The sequence below is a fragment of the Candidatus Ruminimicrobiellum ovillum genome (assembly GCF_002392975.1).
Taxonomy (GTDB): Bacteria; Elusimicrobiota; Endomicrobiia; order Endomicrobiales; family Endomicrobiaceae; genus Ruminimicrobiellum; species Ruminimicrobiellum ovillum.
This window is the reverse complement of the sequence record NZ_DGIC01000009.1, coordinates 51995-78970: the sequence shown is the minus strand read 5'-3', so window position 1 is coordinate 78970 and position 26976 is coordinate 51995. Positions and strand designations below refer to the sequence as shown.

The following is a 26976-nucleotide window of genomic DNA, read 5'->3' as shown; positions in this document are numbered from 1 at the left end:
TCATGAAAAAATATATAAGAAAATGTTATTTTTATGCAGCTTGGTTGTTTTCTAAAATAGTTTTGGTTTTGCCTTATAGATTTACCGTAGGTTTCTTGTCGAACTTTTTGGGCGGTCTTGCATATTATGTTGTAGGTGATGCACGAAAAAAAGCAAGAAAACATTTGACAATGTGTTTTCCCGAAAAATCTCAAGAAGAAATAACAAAGATAATTAAAACGATTTTTAAATATGAGGCAAAAAATTTTTTCGAATTGTTAAATTTTCCTAAAATGAGTGACAGCTTTTTTGATTCGGTTGCGATAATGGAACAGGAACAAAAAGATATTTTCAACAGACTTCTTGAAAGAAAAAAAGGAATTTTGGCTTTAAGCGGTCACATCGGAAATTGGGAAATGCTTGCCGCAGGTGTGGCAAAACATTATCCTTTAAATGTTATCGCAAGAAAAATTTATATTGAAGAATTAAATGATATGCTTGTAAAATACAGAAACATAAAGAATGTCAAAGTTATTTTAAGATCCGAACTTTCTTCTGCAAGAAAGATGCTTAAAGCTTTAAGAAACAATGAAATAATTGCAATGTTGATAGATCAAGACACTTCCGTTCAAAGTGTTTTTGTGGATTTTTTCGGAAGACCTGCATCAACACCGTTAGGTCTTGCTTCGATAGCATTAAAAGTTGGGACACCGGTAGTTTTAGCCGTAGATAAAAGATTATCTGACGGAAAACATAAATTTGTAATAAGCGATGAAATCGTTCCTCCGGAACCTACCGGAGATTTTGATACGGATGTAAAAAATTTTACGGCAAAACTTACAAAATGTCTTGAAGATTTTATAAGAGAAAATCCTGAACAGTGGGTATGGTTTCATGAAAGATGGAAAACAAAACAAAAGTAAAATTTTGTTTCTATCATTAAGCTTGATATTTTCACTAATGCTTTGTTCTTGTGTCGAGGAAGAAAATACGATAGAGGAGACTCCTCCCACTACGGAACAAACGATCGAAAAATTCGTTATTACGGAAACCAAGGACGGGCAAATAAAAACAATTCTTGAAGCCGAATCTGCAATAATAGATGAAGATAATAAAACAGCAAAATTGAAGTTGCCTAAAGTTAAATTTTATGATGACGGAAAATACAAATCCATACTTATTGCCGAATCAGGTGAAATAAACATGGAAAACAACAGTGTAAAAGCTTTTGGTAAATGTACCGTTGAAACCGTAGATAATGAATATCTTCAAACCAGAGATGTTTCTTACGATGCAAAAAAACAATTAATATATTCCGATAGTGATATAAAAATTACAAAAGATAAAGATGTTATGTATGGTAAAGGTTTTGAATCAGACATCAATTTGAAAAATATTGTTATAAAAAAACAAAGGATTATAATTGATTAAAAATATATTGTTTATCACGGCGTTGTTGTTTTCTTTTTCGTTTGTTTTTGCTTCGGAACAAAAACAGAAAACGGAAATTGTCGGCGATAAAATGATAATAAAGGACAAAGGTAAAATTGCCTATTTTAAAGGACATGCAAATGTTAAAAGAGGCAATTATAATATAACATCCAACGAAATGATATATTATAGAATGACTGACGATGTAGATGCGAAAGGAGATGTGAAATTTTCGGCGGTAAACGAAGACGGAAGCATTATAAAAGCAAAAGCCGGAAATGCAAAATATAATACCAAATTGTTAAACGGGATGATGTGGGGCGGTAATCCGGTTGTGGAATATGAACTCAAAAATTCTACGGATACGATTTATCTTTATATGGATAAACTTTATTTAAATGATAATTTCGAATCCGTAAAAGCCGTAGACAATGTTAAGATAATTTCTTCTTCAGGAACAATAACGGCAGATAATGCATTATTGAAAAAAGAAGATAATTCTTTATATATGAAAAAAGATACAAATAAACCTCAGGTAAATGTTTGGCAAGAAGATAAAAAAGCAGAATTTAAAGCCGATGAAATATCTTTACTGTATGATGAAAAAACTGTTAAAATGAGTAACAATGTTGAGGGGAAAATTATTTTTGAAAGTTTGGATAATTTAGAGGTAAAACAATGATACTTTCAGCACAATCTTTATATAAAAAATATAAACACAGAATGGTTGTAAATTCCATAAGTATAAAAGTCGAACAAGGGGAAATCGTAGGGCTTTTGGGACCAAACGGTGCCGGTAAAACAACAACTTTTTATATGACGGTAGGACTTATAGAACCTTACGACGGTAATGTTTATTTGGATAAAAAAGATATTACGAAAGCTCCTATGTATGAAAGAGCAAGAGCCGGTATAGGGTATTTACCGCAGGAGTCTTCAATATTCAGAGGATTAACCGTAGAAGAAAATTTAATGGCAATAGCACAAATGTTACCGATATCAAAAAAACAAAGAAAAGAAAAAGTTGATTCTTTGTTAGAAGATTTTGGTTTAACAAGACTTAGAAAACAATTAAGTACGACTCTTTCCGGAGGAGAAAAAAGAAGATGCGAAATTGCAAGAGCTCTTGTTAACGAACCTAAATTTTTGTTATTGGATGAACCTTTTGTTGGAATTGATCCGATAACTGTTGCCGATATTCAAAAAATTATCTATAAACTCAAAGACAGAGGTTTAGGCATACTGATAACCGACCATAATGTTAGAGAAACACTTGAAATTATCGATAGAGCTTATATTGTTTGCCAAGGGCAAATTCTTATTGAAGGAAGTGCCGACGATTTGATAAATAGCGAGGAAGCAAGAAAAGTTTATCTCGGCGATAATTTTAAAATGTAGTTTTTGTTGAACATCGCAAAATGAATAAAAATCAAACAATAATTATTTCCGGACCTACGGCTGTCGGTAAAACGGCAGTTGCGGTTGAATTGTGCAAAAAGCTGAACGGTTCCATTCTTTCCGCAGATTCAAGGCAGGTATACAAATATCTTGATATAGGAACAAACAAAGAGGGTGTTTTAAAAGGTGATATAAGAGAAGTAGAGGGGGTAAAACAATATCTTACCGATATTATTACCCCGAATCAAAAATATAGCGCCAAAATGTTTGAAGTTGATGCACAAAAGTATGAAGATATTATTTTAAAAGAAAATAAGGTTCCTGTAATTGTCGGGGGAACAGGTCTGTATTTAAAAGCTTTTTTATACGGTTTAGATGATTTACCTGATGCAAATGAAGAAATAAGGAAAGAAATCGAAGGAATGGTGTCTGAAAAGGGTTTAGATTATATTTATGAGCTTTTACTTAAAACAGATCCTGTAAGCGCTAAAAAAAATAAGGGAAATACTCAAAGACTTATAAGAGCATACGAAATATATAAAATTACCGGTAAACCTATGACAACATTGTTACAAAACAGCAAAAAAGCGGAAAAGAAAAAAAATTTTAAACATTTTGTATTACTGAGAGATAGGGGAGTTTTATACAAAAAAATAAACGAACGATGTGAAAAAATGATTAATTCCGGTATGTTGGAAGAAACAAAAAAAGTTTTGGATATGGGATATAAACAAGATTGTTACGGTCTTACGGGAGTCGGATACAAACATATAATAAAATATTTTAATAATGAAATATCCAAACAGAATCTTATTGAACAATTTTCACAAGATACAAGACAATATGCAAAACGACAAATCACTTGGTTTACAAAACAACCTGATATAAATATCATAAAAATCGACGATACCATGAATATTCATGATATCGTCAATAAAATAATGTTATAAGATAAATCTTATTGCTTCTTTATTTCTTTTTAACGGTTTTCTTAACCGGAGCTTTCTTCTTAGCTGCGGCTTTTTTCTTTGCGGCTGCAGCAGCTTTTTTCTTTGCGGAAATTTCAGCCTCTTTAGCGGCCTTTTCCGCCTCTAATGCTGCGGCAGCTTCCGCTGCTCTTGTTCCGTCTAAAATTTTTACAATCTCTTCGTGATCTTCATCTTTGTATGTCTTTGCAATATCCAAAGCCGTATATCCTTGTTTGTTTTGAATTTCTTTATCGGCACCCAAAGAATTTAATATATTTACAACAGGAATATTTCCGGATTTTACTGCATAAACCAAAGGCGTATTTCCTTTTGTATCGATATCGTTTATATCCGCCGAATATTTGGTTATTAAATCGGTTATTACCTTTATATAGCCGTTTTCACATGCATACATTAATGCACTTTTACCATTGTTATCCGATACTTTGATATTTGTTTTTTTGTTATCTAAAATTAAGTTTATCATATCAAAATTACCGGTTTCTATTGCATACATTAACGGTGTTTTTCCTTCATTGTTCGCCGAATTTACATCCAACCCGAGATCTAAAAGATAGGAGACTGCGTTGAGATTTGAAGATTGTGCTGCCAATAATAAAGCATTATTTCCGTTTGTATCTGTTTGATTTACATTGATACCTTGTTCCGCCAAATAATTTGCAGATTCTATATCATTTTCTTCTATTGCCAACATAAAAGTGTTCATACCTTTATTGTTTGCATTATTTAAATAAGCACCGTTTTCAACTAAATATTCCATTATTTCTTTACTGTTTGCTTTCATATTTTGAACATAATCACAATACTCCGATTCAGATAAAGCACTTAATTCTTTTAAATCGGTAAGCACATTTTGAATTACGTCAGAGTACATAAAAGCAACGGAAGCCATAAGAGCACTGTTTCCCTGTTTATCTTTTGAATTTATATCTATTTTCAGCATTTCAACCATATATTTTACCGCATCAAGATTACCGCAGGCAGCACAAGCAATGAAGGGGGTTACTCCGTTAATATTTGCATCGTTGATATTTGCTTTTGCAATTACCAGGTAGTTCATTATATCTCTGTCTCCGTTTCTTGCGGCAAGAAAAAATGCTGAAATTTTATTTCTGTCTTCTATATTAACGCTTGCTCCGTTTGATAATAAAAACTTAACGGCATCTATGTTTCTGTTTTTTACGGCGACCATAAGGGGGGTAGCTCCTATATTATTTGCTATATTCGGATTAGCTTTCTTTTCTACCAATAATGTCAAAATTTCGGCATTACCGTTCATTGCCGCATACATTAAAGCTGTTGAACCTGTTTTATCCTTCAAATTTACGTCTATTTTTTCTTTTAATAACATTTTGACTATATCCACGCTTCCGGCATAACAAGCAGCCATTAACGGGGAAACACCGTCTTTATTTACTATTTTTACATTGGCTTTTTTCTTTAAAAGAACTCTTACTACATCTACTTTACTCTTAGAACATGCATATATAAGGGGAGTATTTCCTAAATAATCTTGCTGGTTTATACTTTCTTTTTTGTTAATTGCTTCTTCTATTGTATAAACATCACCTTTCTTGGCTGCCGAAAATATATCAGTTGCTATGCTTACTTCTTCAAGCACCTCATCATCATCAATATCATATTCTTCAGCTGCCAAGTTACCTAAAAAGATTAAATTTAATGCAAATATTAGTAAAACCGAAAGCGTCTTTTTAAAAATATTCATTAAAGCTCCTTTTTATATAAAAATTTATTTTTAAAAATTATATAAATATTTTACTTGGTAGTCAAAATCTTTTCAAGGGTTTTTAAATAAAAAATTTCTTTAAAGGCTTTTTTCTAAAAAAAATTTTTTACCAAAAATTTGTTAAAATTTGAAAATTTTTGATAATTTTCGTATCTTTTATTGGTTCCGATAAGATATATTATGTTAAGTTGAATATATAAAAAATAAAAGAATTAACATTGAAGTAAAATATTAAGAAACGGTAAATTATTTATAATTATAAATAATAAATTAAATATGCTTTGTATTTTATTTTAAAAATTATACGGTAGCATTCACAGTTGTTTTTTTATAAATTGTAAGGATTATGAAAAGTAGTACTTTAAAATATGTAAAAGCGATATTTTTAATTTTAGGTATAAATATACCTTGTTTTTGTCTTTTGTTTGATGATTGCTTGTTTTTCTTTATTTGATTTTGCGGATTGTGAACTGTTTTTCTCTTATTTAGTTGTTAAAGATGATAATTTTAGTTTTTATCTTGTTTAATGTATATTTAATAATACATTATATATTTTTGGCTGTATTTAGGCTTTTTCTGTTTCTTTCTTAATGAAAATTGCTTAAATTTGACATATAATGTTATAATTTTATAAAATTTCTGTAAGTTTATATTCGTTATATAAATTAAAATAAAAGGATCTTTTTTATGGGCACCAGAAGGCAATCCAGAGAATGTACTTTACAGATGTTATATGCTTTTGATAATTGTTCTATGGACGAAAAGTCTATATTTGAATGTTTTGATACATTTTTGCCGGTAGAAATTCCATACAGAGAATTTTCTGTTACTATTTTTAGAGGCGTTTGTAAAAATCAAAAGGAAATAGATTCTCTTATAGAAAAATATGCCGATAACTGGGAAATATCAAGAATGACTGTTATCGATAGAAATATAATAAGGCTTGCTGCCTATGAAATCCTTTACATGCCAAAAACCCCCATCAGTGTAATAATAGATGAAGCGGTTGAGATTTCAAAATCTTATTCAAACAAAGATTCAAGTAAGTTTGTTAACGGTATATTAGACAAATTGAAAAACGAAAGAAAAACCAAGTAATTATAAAATGGAACAATCAAATTCTATCGAAAAACAAATAGAAGATTTAAGAAATCAAATAAGGCATCACGATTACCTGTATTATTGTTTAGACAATCCCGAAATATCAGATTTTGAATATGACAAACTGTTTAAACAATTACAAAAATTAGAAAATGACAATCCGCTATTTATTACACCCGATTCTCCCACTCAAAGAGTTTCTGGTTCTGTGGTATCTTCTACATTTAAACAAGTAAAACATAATACCCCTATGCTGTCTTTGGATAATTCTTATTCCGTTGAAGATGTTTTTGCCTGGAACGAAAGAATCAAAAAGAATTTGGATACCGATATAGAATTTATAGTGGAACCTAAAATAGATGGATTAAGTGCCAGTCTTACATATATAAACGGTTCTTTTGTATCCGGCGCAACAAGAGGCGACGGAGAATATGGTGAAGATATTACCGAAAATTTAAAAACAATAAAGAATATCCCCCTTAAATTGCTTAAAAACGAAAGTATTTTATGTGAAATAAGAGGTGAAGTTTATATAAATAAAAAAGATTTTCAACAACTTAACGATAACTTGCTTGACGGCGGTATAGCTAAATTTGCTAATCCGAGGAATGCTGCTGCAGGTTCATTAAGACAAAAAAATCCTAAAATAACCGCAGAAAGAAAATTAAGTTTTTATGTACATTCTTTCGGACAGGTGCAAGGAATAAAACTAAACAAACACTCCGAATTTTTGGATTTTTGTTCTAAAATCGGCTTTCCTATACAAAAAGATATAAAAGTATGTAAAAATATTAAAGAAGTTACCGATTTTTTAATGTATTTACAGGAAAACAGAGACAATTTACCTTATGAAATCGACGGTGCCGTTGTAAAAGTTAACGACTATAATTTACAAAAAATTATAGGGTATACAAATAAAAGTCCGAAATGGGCTATTGCTTATAAATTTCCTGCAAGACAGGCTACCACAAGATTATTATCAATTGAATTACAGGTTGGAAGAACGGGAGTTATAACGCCTAAAGCAACTTTATCCCCCGTTCAATTGTCGGGAGTTACAATTTCAAATGCAACTTTACACAACTTTGATGAAATAGAAAGATTAAATGTGAATATCGGTGATGATGTTATAATTGAAAGAGCCGGTGAAGTAATTCCTAAAATTATAAAAGTTGCCAAAAAGAACAGTGACGGATATTTTCTTCCCCCGCTTCGTTGTCCGTCTTGTAACAGCCATATTGTAAAGGAAGAAGAAGATGTTTATTATATTTGTGTAAACCCCTCTTGCCCCGCACAGTTTAGAAGAAGTTTAATTCATTTTGTATCCAGAGATGCAATGAATATTGACGGTTTCGGAGAAGTTGTTGCGGATCAATTATTAAAACTAAACAAAATACATACTTTTGCCGATATATATAAACTTACTTTTGATGATTTAATGTTATTGGATTTGTTTAAAGAAAAGAAAGCGAATAATTTAATACAAGCAATAATCGATAGTAAAAAACAACCTTTGAGTAAACTTATTTTTGCATTGGGTATAAGACATATAGGAGATAAATCAGCAAAAATTTTGGCAGACAAATTTAAAAGTATAGATAATTTTATTTCAGCAAAAAAAGAAGAGTTGTTATCCGTTAATGAAATAGGACCGGTTTTGGTTCAGTCTATTTTGGATTTTTTTGAAAATGAGCAAACTTTAAAAATGATAGAGGAATTAAAGTCATTGGGATTAAATACTACGGAACCGGAAAGAAATTCGTCTTTCTCCCCTCTTGTAAATAAAACTTTTGTTTTAACGGGAGAACTTTCTTCTCTTACGAGAAAAGATGCGGAGAACATTATATTATCACTCGGCGGAAAAACAACCTCTTCCGTTAGCAAAAAAACAGATTATGTCGTTGTCGGAGAAAATCCCGGCAGCAAATATCAAAAGGCAATTACATTAGGTATAAAAATATTAAACGAGCGGGAATTTAAGGATTTGGTAAATGGAAAATAAAAAATTTAATATTCTGTTTGAAAATGATGATGTTATTGTTATAAACAAAGAGCCTGAAATTTTTGTTATAAATAACGAGGAAAATAAAAGTAAAACAATAAAGGATATTTTACAAGAAAAATTAAAAAAAGAAATTATTCCGGTAACCTCTCTTGATTATGAAGCAAGCGGTATAGTTATTTTTGCAAAAAATCAAAAAACTTATGATTTTATTTCGGAACAGTTTAAAAAAGAAAAAGTAAAAAAAATATATCATATATTGATAAACGGTATTATGGAAAACAGTGACGGAGAAATCGATAAAAATCTTTCTGTTAACGAACAAACGACATCCGTTAATGATAAGGGTATAAAATCCGTTACAAAATATAAAGTCCTTGAACAGTTTAAAAATTTTGCCTTTGTTGAAGTTTATCCCCTGACTACAAGAAAAAATCAAATAAGAGCACATTTCTGGTCAATAGGAAACACTCTTGCAATAGATAAAATTTACGGAAGCGAAGAACCGATATTGCTTTCTAATCTTAAAAGAAGATATAAAGGAATATCAAAAGAAAAACCATTGTTAAAGAGGTTGCCTATACATTTATCTCAAATAGAAGTGTTGTTACCTGAAAATAAAGATAAAAGTATATTTACTTCTCAATTACCGAATGATATTCAACTTACATTAAAGCAATTAAGAAAATATAACAAAAGAGGTTAATTATGTCCGGGAAAGTTTATTTTTTACCGTGGAATAAAAAAGACGAATTTTATAAATTTTTAAAATTCGCAAGAGCCTTTGACCATGTAAAAGCAAGACAGTTCGTTGCAATAAAAATGCATTTCGGCGAAGATGGCAATGAAGGTTATGTTAAACCCGAATATACAAAAGTTATATCGAGTATTATTAAAGAAAAAACAGCTTTTCCTTTTCTCACCGATGCAAGCACAATTTATGTAGGTAAAAGATCCGATGCATATCATCATTTATTATTGGCGAACAAACATGGGTTTTCAATAGAAAATTGCGGATGCCCTGTCGTTATTTCCGATGGTTTAAGAGGAAATGCAGCTGCTGAAGTTGAAATAAATCAAAAACATTTTAAAAATGTTTCCATAGCAAGAGATATTTATTATACGGATTCTTTTATTTTTTTAAATCATTTTAAAGGACATGAAATTGCGGGATTTGGCGGTGCATTGAAAAATATAGGTATGGGATGCGGAAGTAAAGCCGGTAAGTATGCTATGCATCACAATACAAACCCTGAAGTCGATACAACAAACTGTATCGGTTGCGGAAGTTGTGTAAAATGGTGTCCGCCTAAAGCACTTGAACTTCAAAATAAGAAAATTGTATTTAATAAAGAAAAATGTATAGGTTGCGGAGAATGTACCATAAGTTGTCCGAAAGGTGTGTTTGAACTTTCTTGGGACGATAGTTTAAAAAATGTGCAGGAAAAAATAGTGGAAGTTTGTTACGGAGTATTAAAAAATAAAAAAAGTTTTAGTATAAGTTTCTTAAATCACATAACTAAATATTGCGATTGTAACACAAGAAAAGATAAAGTATTGTTGGACGATATCGGAATTGTTGCAGGGGTTGATCCCGTTGCGGTAGATAAAGCAAGTATAGATATTGTAAACAAAATCTATGGTAAAGATTTTATAAAACATCTTTACCCAGATATAGACTATATGGTTCAATTAAAGTATGCACAAGAACTCGGTATAGGTTCTATGGAATACGAATTGGTTGAGTATTAAGGCATTTTGTATTGAACGATTCGTAAACTTTTAAGATTTGTTTTTAAATCTCTTATGACAGGATCGGTTGTATACTTATTTAATATAGTATCCCAATCGTTAAAATCGTTTATTTGAATATTTTTATCCTCGGAATAAGCTATATATTTCTTTAAATTATCCAAAGCTTTTTCAAAGTTTTCTATAAAAATATAAGCACCTGTCAATTTATAATAAGGATATTCATATTCAGGGTCAAGCCTTAGGATTTGAATGTAATTTCCTGCGGCATCATTATATTTCTTCAATGTATATTGCATATCAGCGGCTTTTAAATATAAAGGTATCGAAGGAATATTCGTTAAAGACAATGCTTTGTTGTAATCGGTAAGTGCTTCATTATACTTTTTTAAGAGAACATTTGTATCTGCTCGGGCTATATATCCTTCCGGATATTTCGGGTATGAAGATATAATATTCGAAAAATCCACTACGGCTTCATCATACATTTTATCGTTAAGTTTTTTGTTTACTTCATTTATTTTTTTTATCAATTCGTTCCTTATTTTATCGTTTTGTTGTTTATTTCTTTTGTCCAATATCAGCATATAAGTTTCATAGTCTTTCTTTGCACCCGTGTAATCCTGTAGTTTATCTTTTGCTAAGGCTCTTTCCTGATAAGCCTCTGCAAAAAGAGGTTCCATTTGAATTGCCTTTGAAAAGTAAGTTATTGCTAATTTGTATTTCCCGTTCTTCATACTCCTTTTTCCCATAGCAAAATAAGTTTTAGCCGTTACGGGACGAGCTCTTCCTTCTTTTCTTATTTTTTCGGCTTTAAGTTCTTTTTTTATGTATAACGAATCTTCACCGAAAAACTTTATGCCAACGGGATTAAATTCATTTACAAGGTATAAAAAACCGCCGAATACAAGTAATACAAATATTATTTTTTTCATTTTGTTTTTTTTCTCTTTTTTTATTTTTTTTGTTTAAATAATTATATCATATTTTGTTTGAATAATAGCAAGAGTATATTTTTTATGCGGCAGATAAAATATTTTTTATTTTATCAATATTAATATCTGTCGTAAGACTGTCAATATCTGTCGAAGTCTGTAAATTCAAATCATACAACAAAGGTAATATACCGAAAGAATTTGTCAGTGCCTTTTGTAAACTATCTGCTACTGTTTTTTTGTTCTGTTCGAATGTTCCGTCAATATTTATATCGGTTAATATGTTTTTCGATGTTTTTATACCATGTTTTGCAAATTGTTTATTTTTTATCATATTAAAGATATATTTGTTGATTTCGGCTTTTATTTCTTCATCGGAAATAATGGAAGTTTTTTGATATTCGTATGATAAACAGTTTATTATTTTTCCGTTTCCTATTAATATTTTATTTAAGTAAACCGATACCTGCACAGGAATTCCCCTTATTTCAACGGATGTTTCCGTAATTTTTTCTTCTTGAGAAAAAGTTTGAAGTCTGTTTGCAATAACGGGAATTACGGATATTCCGTTTAAATAAGCTTTTTCCACACTTGCTTTTAACTCATCTTCCGTTGTTACCGTTAATATTGTAGAGTTTGATGCTGTTATAATGTTTCCGCCCAAGTAGTCTTTAATTTTTCTTAACGACGAAATCATTTTAAAAAAGTTATCATATGCTTTTTCCGTCAATAATAATATTCTCTTTAATCCCGGGAAAATATTTAACACTATTGTAAATTTTGTATCTTGTTCCGACACATCAGGAGTATAATCACCCGAGAAAGTTTCCGAACTTCCGGTTAAAAAACCTCTGTATCTTACACCGAATAAAGTCATTTCTATACCTAATCCGGCACCGAAAGGTTTTTGATAACCGGAAGACATTTCTCCGTCGGCATTTAAAATTGTCAGTTTTTGTCTGTCTAATTCTCTGTTAAAGAATCTGAGCTTTTCCAGTTCGAATCTTGTTCCCATCTTGGATATCGGATTATGTCCTACAACCAAAGTAGAAATTCCCATCTTATTTAATATCGAGAAAAATCCGCCGAACTTTTCCTTCATTTGTTTTAAATTTGCAGGTTTTATTCTTGTTGTATTATCGGCATAAACTGCCGTTAACAATGTAAATGCTTCCATTACCTGCGATAAATCTTCCGAAGATATATCGTAATCTCTTATGTCTTCCGCAATTTGCCCCAACCCCTTTAATATAGATTTATTCTGATATCTTTTTTTATTATAAACAAATCCTTTTTCTCTTACACCTTGTTCATCCATTTCTATGAAAACACCTTCTTCGTCAACATGACCTATAGAAACTTCACCGTTATCATCTACGGGAAGAATTGAATGCATATAACAATTTCCGAAATGATCTTTTCTGTATAAATAAAAATTCTTATGATAAAATTTCAATAAATCCTGTATTAACGGATTATCAAAATATGTTACCGGTGTGACAAGTTCTTCCTGTAATTTTTTATCGAATTCTCTTTCAAGCTTTTCTTTTTCTTCTTTTTTTCTTTCCTCCGATAAAGAGTAATTTCCTTCGATTAATTTTATTTTTGCCTGTTTTTCTTTTTCAAGTTCTCTTTTTATTTTTCTGTTTAATTGGTTTAAAAATCCGTTTGTTCCTCCGCCCCAATTATTATGAAAAACCCAATCTAAAGCATTCCATTCCGTGCTTTCGTAATTTCTGTACATTATGGAATCAATTACAAGCCATTCCCATTCATCGGATAAATATTTTTCTTCAAGTGTTCGTTGTTGCTCAGTTATTATTGTGTCTATTTCTTCTTGTAGCCTGTTCCAATAGTTTTCATATTGAGGATATTTGCTTTTTAAATTAGAAAGTTCCGTATTTCTGTCTTTCCACCAATTTAGTGACATTTTGTTTACCGCTCTTATACCTGTATAAACAACTACACCTACATTTCTTCCGAAAAATTTCTTGTGAAATCCGAGAAGCTCTTTATCTTGTGCGAAAATATCGGTAGGTGTATTTAAAACGTCTTTTCCTTTTTCATGCAGTTCAAACCCGAATGTTTCTTTGAATAGCTGTTGTAATTCTTGCTCTTTTGTTATACCGTTTTCATTTTTGTCTTTTGTCCACTTTCTTTGAACAGCATCTGCATGTTGCATATATTCATAAAGTTTTCTTGCCCAATGTTTTTTATTGTTGGCTTTTCTTTGTTCTCTTTCTCTGTCTTCTTCACTTATGGTTTTATCATCGACACCGATTCCGAGTTTTCTTTTGTTTTCAAGAAGTTGGTAAATATTTATTTGTGTTGTTCCGTCAAATAAATCAACTGTATAATCTTTTGAAATACCTTTATAGTTATCATAGAACGGAAGATGTAAGCCCAATAAATTCATAAATGCATATAAATCATGATTTCCGATAATATACTTTAATTTTCCTGCTTTCGATATTTGATTCATTAATTCAAAAGTTTCTACCTGTTTATCTCCTCTGTCTAACATATCTCCCAAAATATAAATGTTTTTCTTAATGGTTTTTATTCTGGATATGATATCTTTATTTAATTTTTTTCTTGTCTCTTCTATTTCATCCGTTTCTTCTTCGGTTAAAGAATCTTTATTTAGATCTCCGTTATTAAAAATTCTCATTATTTCATCAATATTGTAAGTCGAGTCCAATAGCTTTATAAGAATTTCGGAAAGTCTGTTATATCCTCCGTGCATATCTGACAAAATAATGTTCGAATGTGACGGTAAATTGAATAATATTCTGTATAATGTTGAAATTTTGGAAGATAAATTAAAAACAGACTCTTTTTTTACGGAACTGTCTACTTTTTCATCTGTTCTTACTCTTAATGTTTCTCTCAGTTCTTCAATCGTTATACTTTCGTATTTCGGTATTAAATTGTCCGTTGCAAAGGTCTCGTTTATAATTTCTATTGCATCGTTTATATCTTGTTCGGAAATATGTTCGGCTTCTAAAAGTTCTCTTATTTCGGGACTATCCAAAAATTTTATTAATGCATATTGATCTTGAAATGCGGCATCGGCAAATTCTCTGGCTCCTTTAGTAAAATAAAAATCCGGATTCCTTCTGTAGAATTGTCTCATCAAATCGTTTATGGCATCTCCGCCGTCCACCCTTAAATATAATCCTCTCTTTATTAATGAAATTCTGTCATTCTCATCACTTGTTTTATCTATTATCTTTGTTTTTAGATTTGGGTTAATAAACGGATCTCCTTGAGCCAACCAAACACCTAATACTCTTGCAAAATCCAATGTTGCCGCAAGTCCGTCCGCATCATGAAGTAAACAAGCTTCATATACATATCCGGGACCGTTAATATTGTGGGCAGGTCTTATTGCTTTTTCTTCCGGAAGAGGTTTTTTGTACTTTTTGTGGTTTGCACCGACTACACATATTTTATCTATTTCTTTTCTTGTTAAATTTGTGCCGTTTTGTAAAATTCTTCTTGCCCATGTTGAAGAGTTTATTTCATGATTTTGTCTGAAAATCGTGCAACTTATATCATGTAACAAGGCTGAATAAATCATTGTTTTCATATCTACTTTATGATTGAAATCAAGAGCAATTAAATCCATGGCTGTGCTTAAAACTTCCATAGAGTGATTTAATGCATGATCGGAAACCATACCTTGTTCGTTGTAATAGGCTTCAAACATCCATGTAGGCATTACTTTATACATTGCCTCTATACATGTGTCGAAGTTGTTTATAAAGTCACTCATCATTATTACTTTAATAATTTCCGTTTTTGAGAAATCTTTAAATTTTTTATTTGCATCAATTCCCAAAATTTCTTTTATTTGTTTTAATTCTGCGGCAGGCATGGTTCTTACTCTGCCTAAATCTTTTCTTGACAAAACAATTTTACTTTCAAGTTCATTCGGATATGATATATTAAGAATATTTCTGTATTTTATGTATAAAGCTAATTTTCTTCCTTCAACTTCTTCTGCTCTTTCTTCCGAAATATGCTCTTCTATAAATTCATCAAATGAAAGAGCTTTTGGAACAGGATCAAACAAATTATAAAAAAATTCTCTTTGCCTTTCTCCTGCCGAACTTACCGATTCCGGATCATTAGGGTCTTCCGGGCTTAAACATTCTTCCAAATGTCTAAGCTCTACTTCTCTTCTTCTTTCATCCGAAATGTTTTTCTTAACAACAACACCAACCATATCGTTAACACTGTATTTATAATTCATTATTTTTTTCATGAAACGATTTTTTTCGGTGAATAAACATATAAGTTGTCCGTTTTGTTCTTTATAGAAAGCATTAAGTATCTGTTGTTTTATTTTTAGCACTTCATCTTTTTCCAATATTTGTTCTTTTTTCTTGTTGTAATCCGTTTTTGCTACAAAATCAATAAGATATTTTATGTCGTCATACATCATTTTACCTTCAAAATTACGATATTCTTTTGAAGATAATTTTCCTTTTAATTCATGAGATATTTCATGAATAATACCGGTTTTCAATAAAGCATGTTTTACCGTATTGTCTTCAACTTCAAAAATAGCCCTGTTTACACCTATAAAACCGTTGTTTAAATGATCTTCGAACAGGTTTGTTGATTTATCTAAAAAGCCTATAAACAAAGTATCTTTAAAAGTTGTTATAGGTTCCCCTACTCTTTTTATGGAGTCTTTTAATAATTCTTTTATATCATCTTCGGTTAAATATTCTTCTAAGCCTTTTTCAACCAATATGGTTATACTTTTTCCGATAAAAGGAGCAAATTCTTGTCTTGTTTTCATATCCTTAAAAAAGTCATCGTCAAAATTTATTGAATAGCTTACAATATTATCTTTATTGGTATATGTTGCATACCCCATCATTAAATCGTATGCAAGGCTATATCTTTTTATTGCACTGAAGAACATGGATAAAGTAAAGAAAAGATTTTTTCTTTTTCCTAATCTCTTTGAAAAGAATTTCGAAGAGTATTTCAATTCCGGATTTAACCTCATTGAGGTTGCTTGAAAGATATTGAAACGTTTTCTTAAAACAGATACGAATTGTTCTATTAAGCGTTTCTTTTCTTGTCTTTGTTGATAGTTATTATATTGTACCGAAGATTTTTCCCATATTATTTTTCCGTTCTCTATTGTAAAAATAAGTTCTTGCCCGTCTATGTCAATGGTAAAAGAAGAATCTGTCTTTTTTACTGATATCGGAATATTTCCGAATAATGGGTTGATGTTTTTAGCACTATCCGTTATTATGGAAGAGAGAATTTTTTCCACATTTTCGGCGGAATAGTTATTTGCAGAGACTAATGCATCTATAAAATATTGGAAAAATACCGCAATAGTTTCTTCTTGCAGGAAACCGGTATTTGCCAACATTATTTTTATGGGAGCCAATGCATCCGTAGACGAAACTATTTCATTATAAAAAATATTTGTTGTTTGTCCGCTTATATTGGGTGTAATAAAAAGATACGAAATATTGTTATCTTTAAAATATTGAGAAATGGAACTATGGAAACCGCCGGCTACTACCACCGTAAGTTTATTCCTATCGGTTTTTTTATTCAAAGAATCAACGATATTCTTTATGAATATTGAATTTCTGTCTTTGTTTTCTTTATGGTATTCAAAAAGCAAATCATCAAATAACAAATCTTCGTAGTCATAGTATTCTTGTGACAGATAGTTAGGTAATAAGTTAATATATCTTTCGTAATTATCAATAAAAAAAGTATAATCCTCATCTGATATCGATAATTGTATGAAAAGTTTAAATAATTGTGTCATCTTCACCATAAAAAGATCTTGTTGCGTTTTATTGCTTGATATTGAAGAAAGATATTTATTAAAAAACTTGTTTTGTTGTGAGATTAAAGATACCAAATTTAATTGTGTTTTTTCCGACGTATATTTTAAAAAATGGAAAAGTTCGTTATATTTATTTAAATACTTTTCATTTGTTGCTGTTTTTTCATAAAGATTATTATAGTATTCCGTCAAATCGTCTTTGTTGGATAAATCAATTAATGTGTTATATTCTTTAAAACTTAAATCATTTTTTAAATCTTTTAATAAAGAAACGTATTCTTTTGTTACTTTTTTTTGCTTTATGTTTTTTATGTTTTTTGAAATTGAAACATATTTATGTAAATCGGTATACTGCAAAATCGGTTGATTCATCGTCTTTAGCAGATCTTCATTTACCAAATCAAGATTAATATATTGTTGTAATTTTTTTAAATTTTTAATTTTTGAATATAATGCTTTTTCAAAACCGAAATATGTTTCTGTTAAATATTCTTTATCTTTTAAAATTTGCGCATTTCTTTTAATGTTGTTTATATATTTATCCCAATCTTCAAGTCCGTAAATTTTTGCGTTTGTGGAATTATTCATAACAAAATATTCCGGACCGGTTAAAACATTTCTTTTTAATAACAGATCGTCGACATTATATTTTTTTAATTCTTGTAAAGCCGAAAGGTTTGCCTCTCCGCTTGGTATACCTTCGAGTAAAATTGTATCTATTTTATATTTAGTATCTAAGTCTTTGAGTATCTCCGAAATATTTTTTTGAACGGAAATATTTCCGTGTAAATCTTGTATAAAAATAACAAAGTTGTCGTCAAATTTCTTTTCGTTAATGAAAGTATCCGTTATTTTTGCATTGGGCATATTTATGCTTGTAATACCGCTTTGGTTTATAACGGGCATAAGCGGCTGTGTAAATGCAAAAAGACAATCATTTAACACAAAAGAATTGATTACAAACAAAGAAACAATAACTGATAAAAATTTCTTAAAGCGTGTGTTGTTTAGTTTAATATTCATGTAAGTTCTCCTTAAGATGCAGATAATATTGCATTAATGTTATCCATTTTTATAAATTCTTGAGAATCTATTATTAATCCTTTTTCTTTTCTGATGTCGTATAACAAAGGAATATCTCCCCATGCGGAAACCAATATTCTTGAAATATCTTGTGATAATGTTCTTGTTTCGGTTAACAGTTTGTAATCGGTTTTTGCTTGATCGAAATTTATCACGGCAATATTTTCTAAAGGTTTTATATATTCGGAATAATTTTCGTTATTCATTATTTGTTGACTGACAAATTTTATTATTTCCGGTTTCAATTCTTCCGGAATATTCGGAGCATCTATTGTTAAAATCTTCATATATTCGGAATAGGCCGAATTCAATTTTATGAAATTTAAATTTATAACAACATGATATGTTTGACCGTTTATTGTGATAGCCGTAGTTCCTGTTTTCGCAGTTTTGTCATCATTCATATTTATTATATTTGTTAAAGGTATATTAGATAAAATATTGTCATCCGAAAAAGAAACCGCAAGAGTGTTTAACCCTAATCTTTCGGCTTTTTCAAGTCTGTATAATTCCTCTTTTGTTCTTACTATATCAATAAGTAAAGTGTTATCCGTATCGATATTTCTGCTAAAATCAAAGATATCATCATGTGTATCTGTCTGTATATCTTTTTTCCCCGGAAGCCTTCCCAATATTTCATTGTATTTTGGGTTCTTAAACATTGTTTTTATTGTTTCCGTTGCCTGTTGAAACTCTTCCTCTGTTGTTCCGTAAGTTTCAATAAGTCTGTCTCTGTATTCGTTAATTATTGATATTAAAGAATCCTGCCCTTTATCCATTGCCGAACTTAAAATTTTTTTTGCACCCGTTGTTAAATATCTTGAAGGTTTCATTCTTACAAATTGCCTTAATAAATCATTTACGGCATCTCCTCCTTCGGTATATAAAAATCTGTCTCTTTCTATGAGGTCAAGTCTTTCTTCGATTGTTCTTTCCTTAAAAAAGAAAGGTTCTTTTGATTTTATCCATACACCCATTATTCTGCCCATGTCCATAACTGCCGAAAGTCCGTCCGCATCATGAATTAATCGTGCTTCATATATTTTATGTTCTACCCTTTCTCCCCTGTCTCCTACCTTTTCATGTGCTATACACGATGCTACAATCCTTCTTTGCAGGTTTGACGGTAAATCGCTGTTTTTCAATATTTCAGATGCCAATATTGCCGAATTTTTTTCGTGATTATCTCTAAATAATGTACAAGCCAAGTCGTGCATTAAAGCGGCATATACCACTATGGTGAAGTTTACTTCGCCAAAAGGCTTTTCTTCTGTTTTTACTATATCAATGACATTTTCTATCAATTTCATCGAATGGTTGAAATTATGATCTGCAACAACGCCTTTTTCATTTAGAAATTTTTCAAACATATGTCTTGGTAAGTTTCTGTACATAAGTTCCAAGCAATTATAAATATTTTGTTCCAAGTTGTTTGCCAATTCTTGTGCACGGCTTTTTTCTTTTTCCGAAACGGAATCCGCTAAATGTCCAGCAAGATATTTTATGTTTTCTTCCATTTTGTGTTGTCTTTCTATTGTTACTCTTTTATCTAAAAATTTTTGAAGAGGTTCTTCCAATGTATTATCGACAATAAGTTGAGAGAAAAATTGTTTTTCGAGAGCTTTTCTTCTTTTTAAAGATTTCTTCGATTCTCCTTTGCTGGAAGAAAAATACTGACTTACTATATGCTTCCAATGCGGCAGTCTGTATTCGCTTAAATAATCTTTTTCTAAAACAGACAGTACTAAAAATTCTATGTTCCCCGAATATCTTTTTAATTGTGAAAGGACTCTGACTTCTTTTCCGGAAAACTCAGTTTCAATTGCTTTTATAAGTTTTTCTATGTTTGGAAGACCGAAAGAATTTTTATCAATATTAAGATTAATAAAGTTAATATCTTCTTCCGTTAATAAATCTTTATCGAAAGCGGTTCTGTCGTAAAAAGAAAAAAGTATTGAATGTATTATTGATATTTCTAAAAATAAATCTCTGACGGAAGAGTCACTTTTTAATAAAGATTTATTAACAAAAAAAGTATTGCTTTGGGCTATATTGTCTATAAATAAATCACTTGAATTGGATTTTTCAAATGTTTTTATTGATATTTTTTTTGCGGTTGCACCTTTTGAATCTTGCTGTAAAAAGGAAACATTTTTTTTTCCCGTTCTGTAAGATATTTCATTTATAATTGTTTGTATAACCTCTTCGTTTAAACTATCGGCAATATCTTTTTCTATTTCGAAAATAATTGTTTGTCCGTCTATAACTATTGAATAATCAACAGTTTTTTTCTTGTTGTAATCTCTTATAAAAACAGTATCATCTTCTATCAAACCTTCTTCATATTTCGTAAAATCCACTCTGTTATTTATAATTTTGAAAGTAAGTCTTTGCTTACCGACATATATGTTAAAAGTATCTTCTTTTATACGTACACTTAAAGGTTCTGCCCATTCTCTTCTGGAAAAGTTGGTAATTCTTTCTCCTATTTTTTCCGGAGTTTCATCGTATACAACAACAAAAGCTTCAACGAGTTCTTCCATAAATAATGCTCTTGTATGTTCCGGTACCAAAGGACTGTTCGCTAAAAATAATGAAACCGGAGCTAACATTTGTTGTTCATATGTACTTGATACAATTTTTGAATACGCATCGGTTACTTTTCCGAATTTTGCATATGGGGTTAACATCAAGAATTGTAAGTTTTTTTCTTTTAAATTATCAAGTATGGAAGAATGGAAACCTCCTGCGACGACAATCGTAATATTTTTGCTTCCTTTTGAAGATAATGAAGATAAGATATTATTAGTGAAAGTTTCGTTTCTTTGAGAGTTTACTTTGTAGTAATCTAAAAATTTATTGTTTTCAAATAAAATATCGTAATATTTCTTTATATCTTCTATTGAAAGGTATTCTTCAAGTAATTGTTTGTATTTATCCAAATTGTTAACGAAAAATTTATATTCATATTCGCTAACGGATAAATTTATAATTTTCTCGAACAAACTTGTCATTTTTAAAATAAATATTTTTTCGGCAAAAACGGCATCATCTTTCGTGTTCAAATCATCCAAAAAATCTTTAAAATATTCATTTTGTTGGTAAAGCAAAGAAACCATATTTAAACTGTTTAGTTTTAAGATAAAATTTAAATATGAAAATAAATTTTTGTATTGAGTTTGATATTCCTGATTTGTTTCGAATTGTTTGTATAACAGTTGCCAATATTCAATTAAATCCTCTTTTTTGGAAAAATCCGTTATATTTTTATAACTTTCATAATTTAGAGAAGTTTTTAAATTTTTTAATAACTTTTCATGTTCGGCATGTATTTCTTTTTTATTGAAATTATTTTTTATTTCCGACAGAAACATATAATTACTTAAAGTGTCATACTTTAATACCGGTTGATTTATCTTTGTCAATAATTTTGAATCGGTTATATCAAAATCTATATATTTTAATAATTTTTTTGTTTTTGTTTTTTCTATTACGGTTTTATAAAACTGTGAAAAAAATTCATTTGAACCGTTAAAATTTTTATTTATGCTTGCGAGTAATTGTACATTGTTTATATATGTTTCCCAATTTTCCAACCCGTATATCGGAACATCGGAATTACTTTTTATCAGGAAGTATTCGGTTCCGGTAAGCATACCTTTATTCAATAAATATTCCGATATCTTATTATTTTCGTTTTTTAAAGATGTAAGAATATTCGTGTTTAATTTCTCGTATGGAGCACCTTCAATCAAAATTTTATTTATGCCGTATTTTTTATCAAAGAAATCGATCGTTTTATATATGCTTTTTTGTACTTCGGGATTTGAGTGCATATCTTGAATAAAAACAACAATATCTTTGCCGTCGTTTAAGTATGCTTTAGAAACCGTTGCAAATAACGGATTTATGGTTGCGGGAATATTTGTGTATATAAAATCGGCCTGTAATAATTGAGGTAAAATCAAAATTACGGATAGGAAAGATACAAATAATTTTGTAATTTTTTGTTTCATAACATATCTCCTAATTAGTGATGTTATTAAATTCTTTTTCATAATATTTTTCTTTCTCTTCAAAAATTTCCGTGTTTTCCAACAATTCATTATAAAGTATTTCCAAATTTTCTTTTAACAATTTGCTTTGCTTGGGACCTTCCGCCATATAATTTAAATCATTTTCTTCGCAAGCTTTTACGAGAAGTTTTGTAATATTTTCTATTTCAGATTCTTTCTCTTGTATTTCTTTTTCCAATTCTTTAATTTTCAATTCCAAAGGTTTTAATGCTCTGGATTTTTCCTGTATCAATTTAGCTCTGATTTTTTTAACTTCTTCTTTTGTGTATAGTTTCTTTTCCGTATTTTTGTTTGCCGCTTTTATTTCGGAACTTTCGTCTTCCCAACCGCATCTTTCTAAAAAGTCGGCATATGTCCCGTCGAAGAAAGATACTTTATTCCTGTCGAAAATTATAAGTTTTTGTGCCACGGCATGCAAAAGCTCTTCGTTATGAGTTACTATTATAATTGAGCCGGAAAATTCGTTAATTGCATCTATTAATGATTCGGTAGATTCTAAGTCCAAATGGTTTGTCGGTTCATCAAGAAGTAACAAATGTGCCGGTTTAGCCAAAATCTTTCCCAACAAAACTCTGCTTTTTTCTCCGCCGGAAAGAACTTTTATTCTTTTCATCATATCGTTTCCGCCGAACATCATTGCACCGCAAATATTTCTTGCGTTTTGCGGTAATTTTGTGTTTGCGGATAAAATGGAATCGTAAATTGTATCTTCGTCATTCAGTTGTGCAACATCGGATTGAACAAAATATCCTATTTCCAATTCGGGATGTTTTTTTATGTTTCCGGATATCGGGTTTAATCTTCCGGCCAACAATTTCAATAAGGTTGATTTTCCTTTACCGTTTTTTCCTATTACACAAATTCTTTCTTTTTTCAAAACATCTAAATTTAAGTTATCAATTAATATGTCGTTATCCGTATATCCGAATTTTAAAGAATAAGCGCTAAGCATTTTATTTGCCGGAAAATCCAAATTGCTGAAAGAAAAATCCAATGTCTCAAGTTCGGTTAACTGTTTCAAATCTTCCTGCTTTTCTAAAGTTTTGATTCTCGATTGAACCATACCCGCAAGTCTTGCTTTTGCTCTGAATCTTCTTATAAAGAGTTCTGTTCTTTTTCTTCTTTTTTCTATATTTATTCTTGTCTTTTCATAAATTTCTTCTTCTTTTGCTATTTGTTCATATAACTTTTCGGTGTTTCCCTCAACTTTTCTTGCTTTATTTCTGTGAATTGCAACCGTATGTGTAACTACTTGATCCATAAATGATCTGTCATGAGTTATAAGTATAAGTTCACCTTTTAATGTTTTAAGAAATTTTATTAACCATCTTATTGCAACAATATCCAAGTAATTGTTCGGCTCGTCCAATAACAGCATATCCACATCGGACAGTAATATCTTTGCCAAGTTTAATCTTATTTTATATCCGCCCGAAAAAACGGACGGTTCTTTTTGTAAATCTTCTTTTGTAAAACCTAAACCGAACAAAACTTTTTCAGCTTTCCATGTATTATCTGTTTCTTCTTTTGGTAATACGGATGCAACTTCTTCGATTATTGTTTTATATTTAAAATCTAAATGTTGTTTTAAGTATCCTATTTTATAATTCTTGGGAATTTGTATTTCTCCGGAATCATATTCGGCTTCTCCCGTAATCATCTTAAGAAGAGTTGTTTTGCCGTAGCCGTTTCTTCCGACCAAACCTATCTTTTCTCCTTTACCTACGCTAAAAGACAGGTTGTCGAATAATACTCTTGTTCCGTAAGATTTTGATAAATTATTAATTGTAATCATTCTTTTTCCAAAATAAAAACTCTGTCTAAAAATTTAGACAGAGAAATAAATTCAATCCCCTATATTGTTTAATATTGGTATAGTCGTGAGCATTAAATAATTTTAGTAGTCCCACATACCTCAGTATATAAAAAATAAAAAGTATCGAAAAAAGTATAAGGAAAAAATTTTGATAATTACAAATCTTATCAAAGGTATAGTCTTTTTCGTATGTATAGTAAGTTTTTAGTCTTAATTGGTTTGTTAATGTCGCAAGAAAATCATTAAAGAAATAACTTATATCATTATTAAAAAATAAATTATTACTGTGCCTTACTTTGAATATCTTTAAATCGTCCTGTATTTTTACACAAATATCTACAAAATCTTTCGGAATGTTAAAAAACAATGAGTACTGGTCTTGAATATTTATTATATTCGATAAAGAGTGTATATTTTTATTTGCGACAAAAGAAAAAAGACTCATCATCCCGAAAGACAAGTTTGATGATAAAAGAAAAAATAAAAGCAAAATGCAAACAAGCTTCTTTCTCAAATCGCCCCCATATGTATTGATATATATTAATTTTAATATATACTTGCTTATTTTTCAATGATTTTTTTACTTTTTTGTTGCAAAAAAAATGTAAAAATTTTTTATATCTTTTTTTGTTTAATTTTGTTAAAATATTTACTCAAATTTTATTGTATAAACAATTGGAGAAAAAATGTCATATTATTACAAATTGTTTTGGATTTTAACGACGATAACTACATTTTTAAGACTTTCCGTTATAGGTAAATTGGGCTTAACCGTAGATGAAGCTCACTATTGGGTATATTCGAAATTTTTGGATTTATCCTATTATGATCATCCCCCTATGATAGGTTATATAATAAAGTTGTTTACGGATATTTTCGGAATAAACGAATTTGCCGTAAGACTTCCGTCCGTTATTATTTTTGTTATAACATCTTGGCTGTTTTTCTTATGTATCAAGAAATTATTTAATGAAAGAGTTGCTTTTATAGGTATAGTATTGATAAATATATTGCCTGTATTTTCTTTCTTGGGAGCGGTTGTTACAATTCCGGATTCTCCGCTGTCTTTGTTTTGGATATTATCTTTTTATCTTTTTATAAATATTATAGAAACGAAAGAGAAAAAATATTGGTATATTTTGGGACTTGTTGTCGGATTAGCTTTTTTAGCAAAATATACCGCTGTAATGATATATCCTTCCATTATTTTATTTTTAATTTGTTCCAAAGAAAACAGATTTTGGTTCTTAAAAAAAGAACCCTATCTTGCAATGATAATATCATTTATAATATTTTTACCCGTCGTCGTTTGGAATATACAAAATAATTGGGCAAGTTTCGGCTTTCAGTTACAACATGGTTTCGGTAAATCTTTACCGAGTTTTTCTTTTACTTTATTTGGAAGGTCTATCGGTGCTCAGGCCGGTTATGTTTCCCCGTTTCTTTTTATATTCTTTTGTTATGTAGCATACGTTCTTATAAAAGATGCTTTTTTTAAAAAACAAAAGGATGCTTTGTTTGTCGCTTCTTTTTCGTTGCCGGTTTTATTTTTCTTTAATGCAATTGCGACTTTTAACGAAATATTACCGCATTGGCCTGCAATGGGTTATTTGATTTTAACGATATATGCCGCATATATTATCAATAAATTTTGGGATAACAGCAAATTTAGAAAGATAATATATTTTTCTTGCGGTTTTGCTTTGTTTTTGGATTTAATTGTTCCCGTTCACTGTATATATAAATTTATACCTATAGAACCGTTTTTACCTAAAAAGGAAGCTCAAAAAGTTGAATACGGTATTCCTAAAGCCGAAATTGTTGATGTATCGAACGATTTATACGGATGGAAAGAATTGTCTTCGGAAATAAAAAAAGTATATGATTCTTATCCTGAAGATAAGAAACCTTTTTTATTCACACATAAGAGTTATTTGGCAAGCCAAATATACTTTTATACTCCGGATATAAGAGTTTATTGTTTTAGCGGTAAAATAGATGCCTATGATTTATGGCAAAGAGATATTTCCGTGCTAAAAAATAAAGACGGTTTATTTATTACAAGCAATATGTTTGATTTTAAAAATCCGGAAAAGGTTTATCCTTTTGCGGATTTTGAACAACCCATAGAAGTTCCCGTTTACAGAAATAATAAACTTGTTAAAAAGTTTTGGATAACCAAATGTAAAAATTTTAATCCTGATTCATTACCTGAAAAATATACGGCAAATATAATAGGGCAAAAAAAATCTTTAATGCAGGGCTTAATTGATACGGATCACAGATTGTTTAAATTTATCAATATAGATGTAAAAAATAAATTTTTTGATTTTATAATATCTAATGTTTCTTTTTACGATGATAAAGGTGTCAATCCGAGCGTAATAGTTATTGTTCTTGTAACATTAATAATTTTAAGAAAAGAAGAAAAAAATAAATTTTGGATTTTGTTGGCTTTTATTATATGTACGGTAATAGTTGCAAGTACATTAAATACTTTTATAAAAGGATTTTTGGATAGACCAAGACCGTTAGCTGTTTTCGGAGAAGGGAACATAAATATCTTTTATGAAGTTTTACATGCGCGATCTTTCCCGTCGGGACATACTCAATTTGCTTTTACTGTTATGACGACAATGCTTTTGCTTATTCCAAAATATTGGTATATTTATTTGACACTTGCATTTGCAACCGGCTTTGAAAGAATTTATGCCGGATGTCATTTTCCTATAGATGTTTGTTGCGGTGCTCTCGAAGGAATAATAATATCTTACATAATGGTAAAACTATTTAAGAAAATTTATAAATTATAAAATTTTGCAAAGCAAAAT

15 protein-coding genes are annotated in these 26976 nt (G+C 29.9%); 10 read left to right on the top strand and 5 right to left on the bottom strand.

The window, feature by feature from the left end:
- Window positions 1–2 precede the first annotated feature (2 nt).
- From B2Y85_RS03215 to miaA, 5 genes are read left to right on the top strand one after another with little or no spacing between them, the layout of a single operon-like run.
- Window positions 3–902: a lysophospholipid acyltransferase family protein gene (locus B2Y85_RS03215; protein WP_372519036.1), complete on the top strand. Its 900-nt coding sequence runs from the start codon at window positions 3–5 to the stop codon at window positions 900–902.
- Complete coding sequence (lptC, locus tag B2Y85_RS03210; RefSeq protein WP_372519035.1) at window positions 874–1410, top strand: LPS export ABC transporter periplasmic protein LptC; 537 nt, start codon at window positions 874–876, stop codon at window positions 1408–1410. The genes B2Y85_RS03215 and lptC overlap by 29 nt, the downstream gene beginning before the upstream one ends.
- Window positions 1403–2092 (top strand): LptA/OstA family protein, encoded by a 690-nt coding sequence (locus tag B2Y85_RS03205; RefSeq protein ID WP_372519034.1) that lies wholly within the window; start codon window positions 1403–1405, stop codon window positions 2090–2092. The genes lptC and B2Y85_RS03205 overlap by 8 nt, the downstream gene beginning before the upstream one ends.
- Window positions 2089–2808: an LPS export ABC transporter ATP-binding protein gene (gene lptB / locus B2Y85_RS03200; RefSeq protein ID WP_372519033.1), complete on the top strand. Its 720-nt coding sequence runs from the start codon at window positions 2089–2091 to the stop codon at window positions 2806–2808. Before B2Y85_RS03205 ends, lptB begins: the two co-directional genes overlap by 4 nt.
- A 20-nt stretch (window positions 2809–2828) precedes the next feature.
- On the top strand, window positions 2829–3758 hold the full coding sequence (gene miaA, locus B2Y85_RS03195; protein ID WP_372519032.1) for a tRNA (adenosine(37)-N6)-dimethylallyltransferase MiaA: 930 nt from the start codon (window positions 2829–2831) through the stop codon (window positions 3756–3758).
- A gap of 19 nt (window positions 3759–3777) precedes the next feature.
- Here the strand turns inward: miaA and B2Y85_RS03190 are convergent, their stop codons facing one another.
- Window positions 3778–5523, bottom strand: coding sequence for an ankyrin repeat domain-containing protein (locus B2Y85_RS03190; protein ID WP_372519031.1), 1746 nt, complete (start codon window positions 5521–5523; stop codon window positions 3778–3780).
- Between the two features lie 708 nt (window positions 5524–6231).
- Between B2Y85_RS03190 and nusB the strand changes: the two genes are divergently transcribed.
- The 4 genes from nusB to B2Y85_RS03170 are packed head-to-tail and all read left to right on the top strand — an operon-like array spanning window position 6232 to window position 10399.
- Entirely contained in the window at window positions 6232–6642 is a 411-nt protein-coding gene (nusB, locus tag B2Y85_RS03185) for a transcription antitermination factor NusB (protein ID WP_372519030.1), read from the top strand.
- 7 nt (window positions 6643–6649) lie between these two features.
- The gene (gene ligA / locus B2Y85_RS03180; protein ID WP_372519029.1) at window positions 6650–8647 is read left to right on the top strand and encodes an NAD-dependent DNA ligase LigA; all 1998 of its coding nucleotides are present in this window, start codon (window positions 6650–6652) and stop codon (window positions 8645–8647) included.
- A complete protein-coding gene (locus B2Y85_RS03175) occupies window positions 8637–9353 on the top strand; it encodes an RluA family pseudouridine synthase (RefSeq protein WP_372519028.1) in 717 nt (238 codons plus the stop codon). The genes ligA and B2Y85_RS03175 overlap by 11 nt, the downstream gene beginning before the upstream one ends.
- Before the next feature lie 2 nt (window positions 9354–9355).
- Complete coding sequence (locus B2Y85_RS03170; protein ID WP_372519027.1) at window positions 9356–10399, top strand: DUF362 domain-containing protein; 1044 nt, start codon at window positions 9356–9358, stop codon at window positions 10397–10399.
- Here the strand turns inward: B2Y85_RS03170 and B2Y85_RS03165 are convergent.
- The 4 genes from B2Y85_RS03165 to B2Y85_RS03150 form a co-directional block, all read right to left on the bottom strand.
- Complete coding sequence (locus B2Y85_RS03165; RefSeq protein ID WP_372519026.1) at window positions 10396–11334, bottom strand: tetratricopeptide repeat protein; 939 nt, start codon at window positions 11332–11334, stop codon at window positions 10396–10398. The genes B2Y85_RS03170 and B2Y85_RS03165 overlap by 4 nt on opposite strands.
- Before the next feature lie 82 nt (window positions 11335–11416).
- Complete coding sequence (locus B2Y85_RS03160) at window positions 11417–18193, bottom strand: hypothetical protein (protein WP_372519025.1); 6777 nt, start codon at window positions 18191–18193, stop codon at window positions 11417–11419.
- A gap of 11 nt (window positions 18194–18204) precedes the next feature.
- Complete coding sequence (locus B2Y85_RS03155) at window positions 18205–22269, bottom strand: HD domain-containing protein (RefSeq protein ID WP_372519024.1); 4065 nt, start codon at window positions 22267–22269, stop codon at window positions 18205–18207.
- A 10-nt stretch (window positions 22270–22279) separates the two neighbouring features.
- Window positions 22280–24124 (bottom strand): ABC-F family ATP-binding cassette domain-containing protein, encoded by a 1845-nt coding sequence (locus tag B2Y85_RS03150; RefSeq protein ID WP_372519023.1) that lies wholly within the window; start codon window positions 24122–24124, stop codon window positions 22280–22282.
- A gap of 707 nt (window positions 24125–24831) precedes the next feature.
- Here B2Y85_RS03150 and B2Y85_RS03145 point away from each other — a divergent pair.
- Window positions 24832–26958: a glycosyltransferase family 39 protein gene (locus B2Y85_RS03145; RefSeq protein ID WP_372519022.1), complete on the top strand. Its 2127-nt coding sequence runs from the start codon at window positions 24832–24834 to the stop codon at window positions 26956–26958.
- Window positions 26959–26976 lie beyond the last annotated feature (18 nt).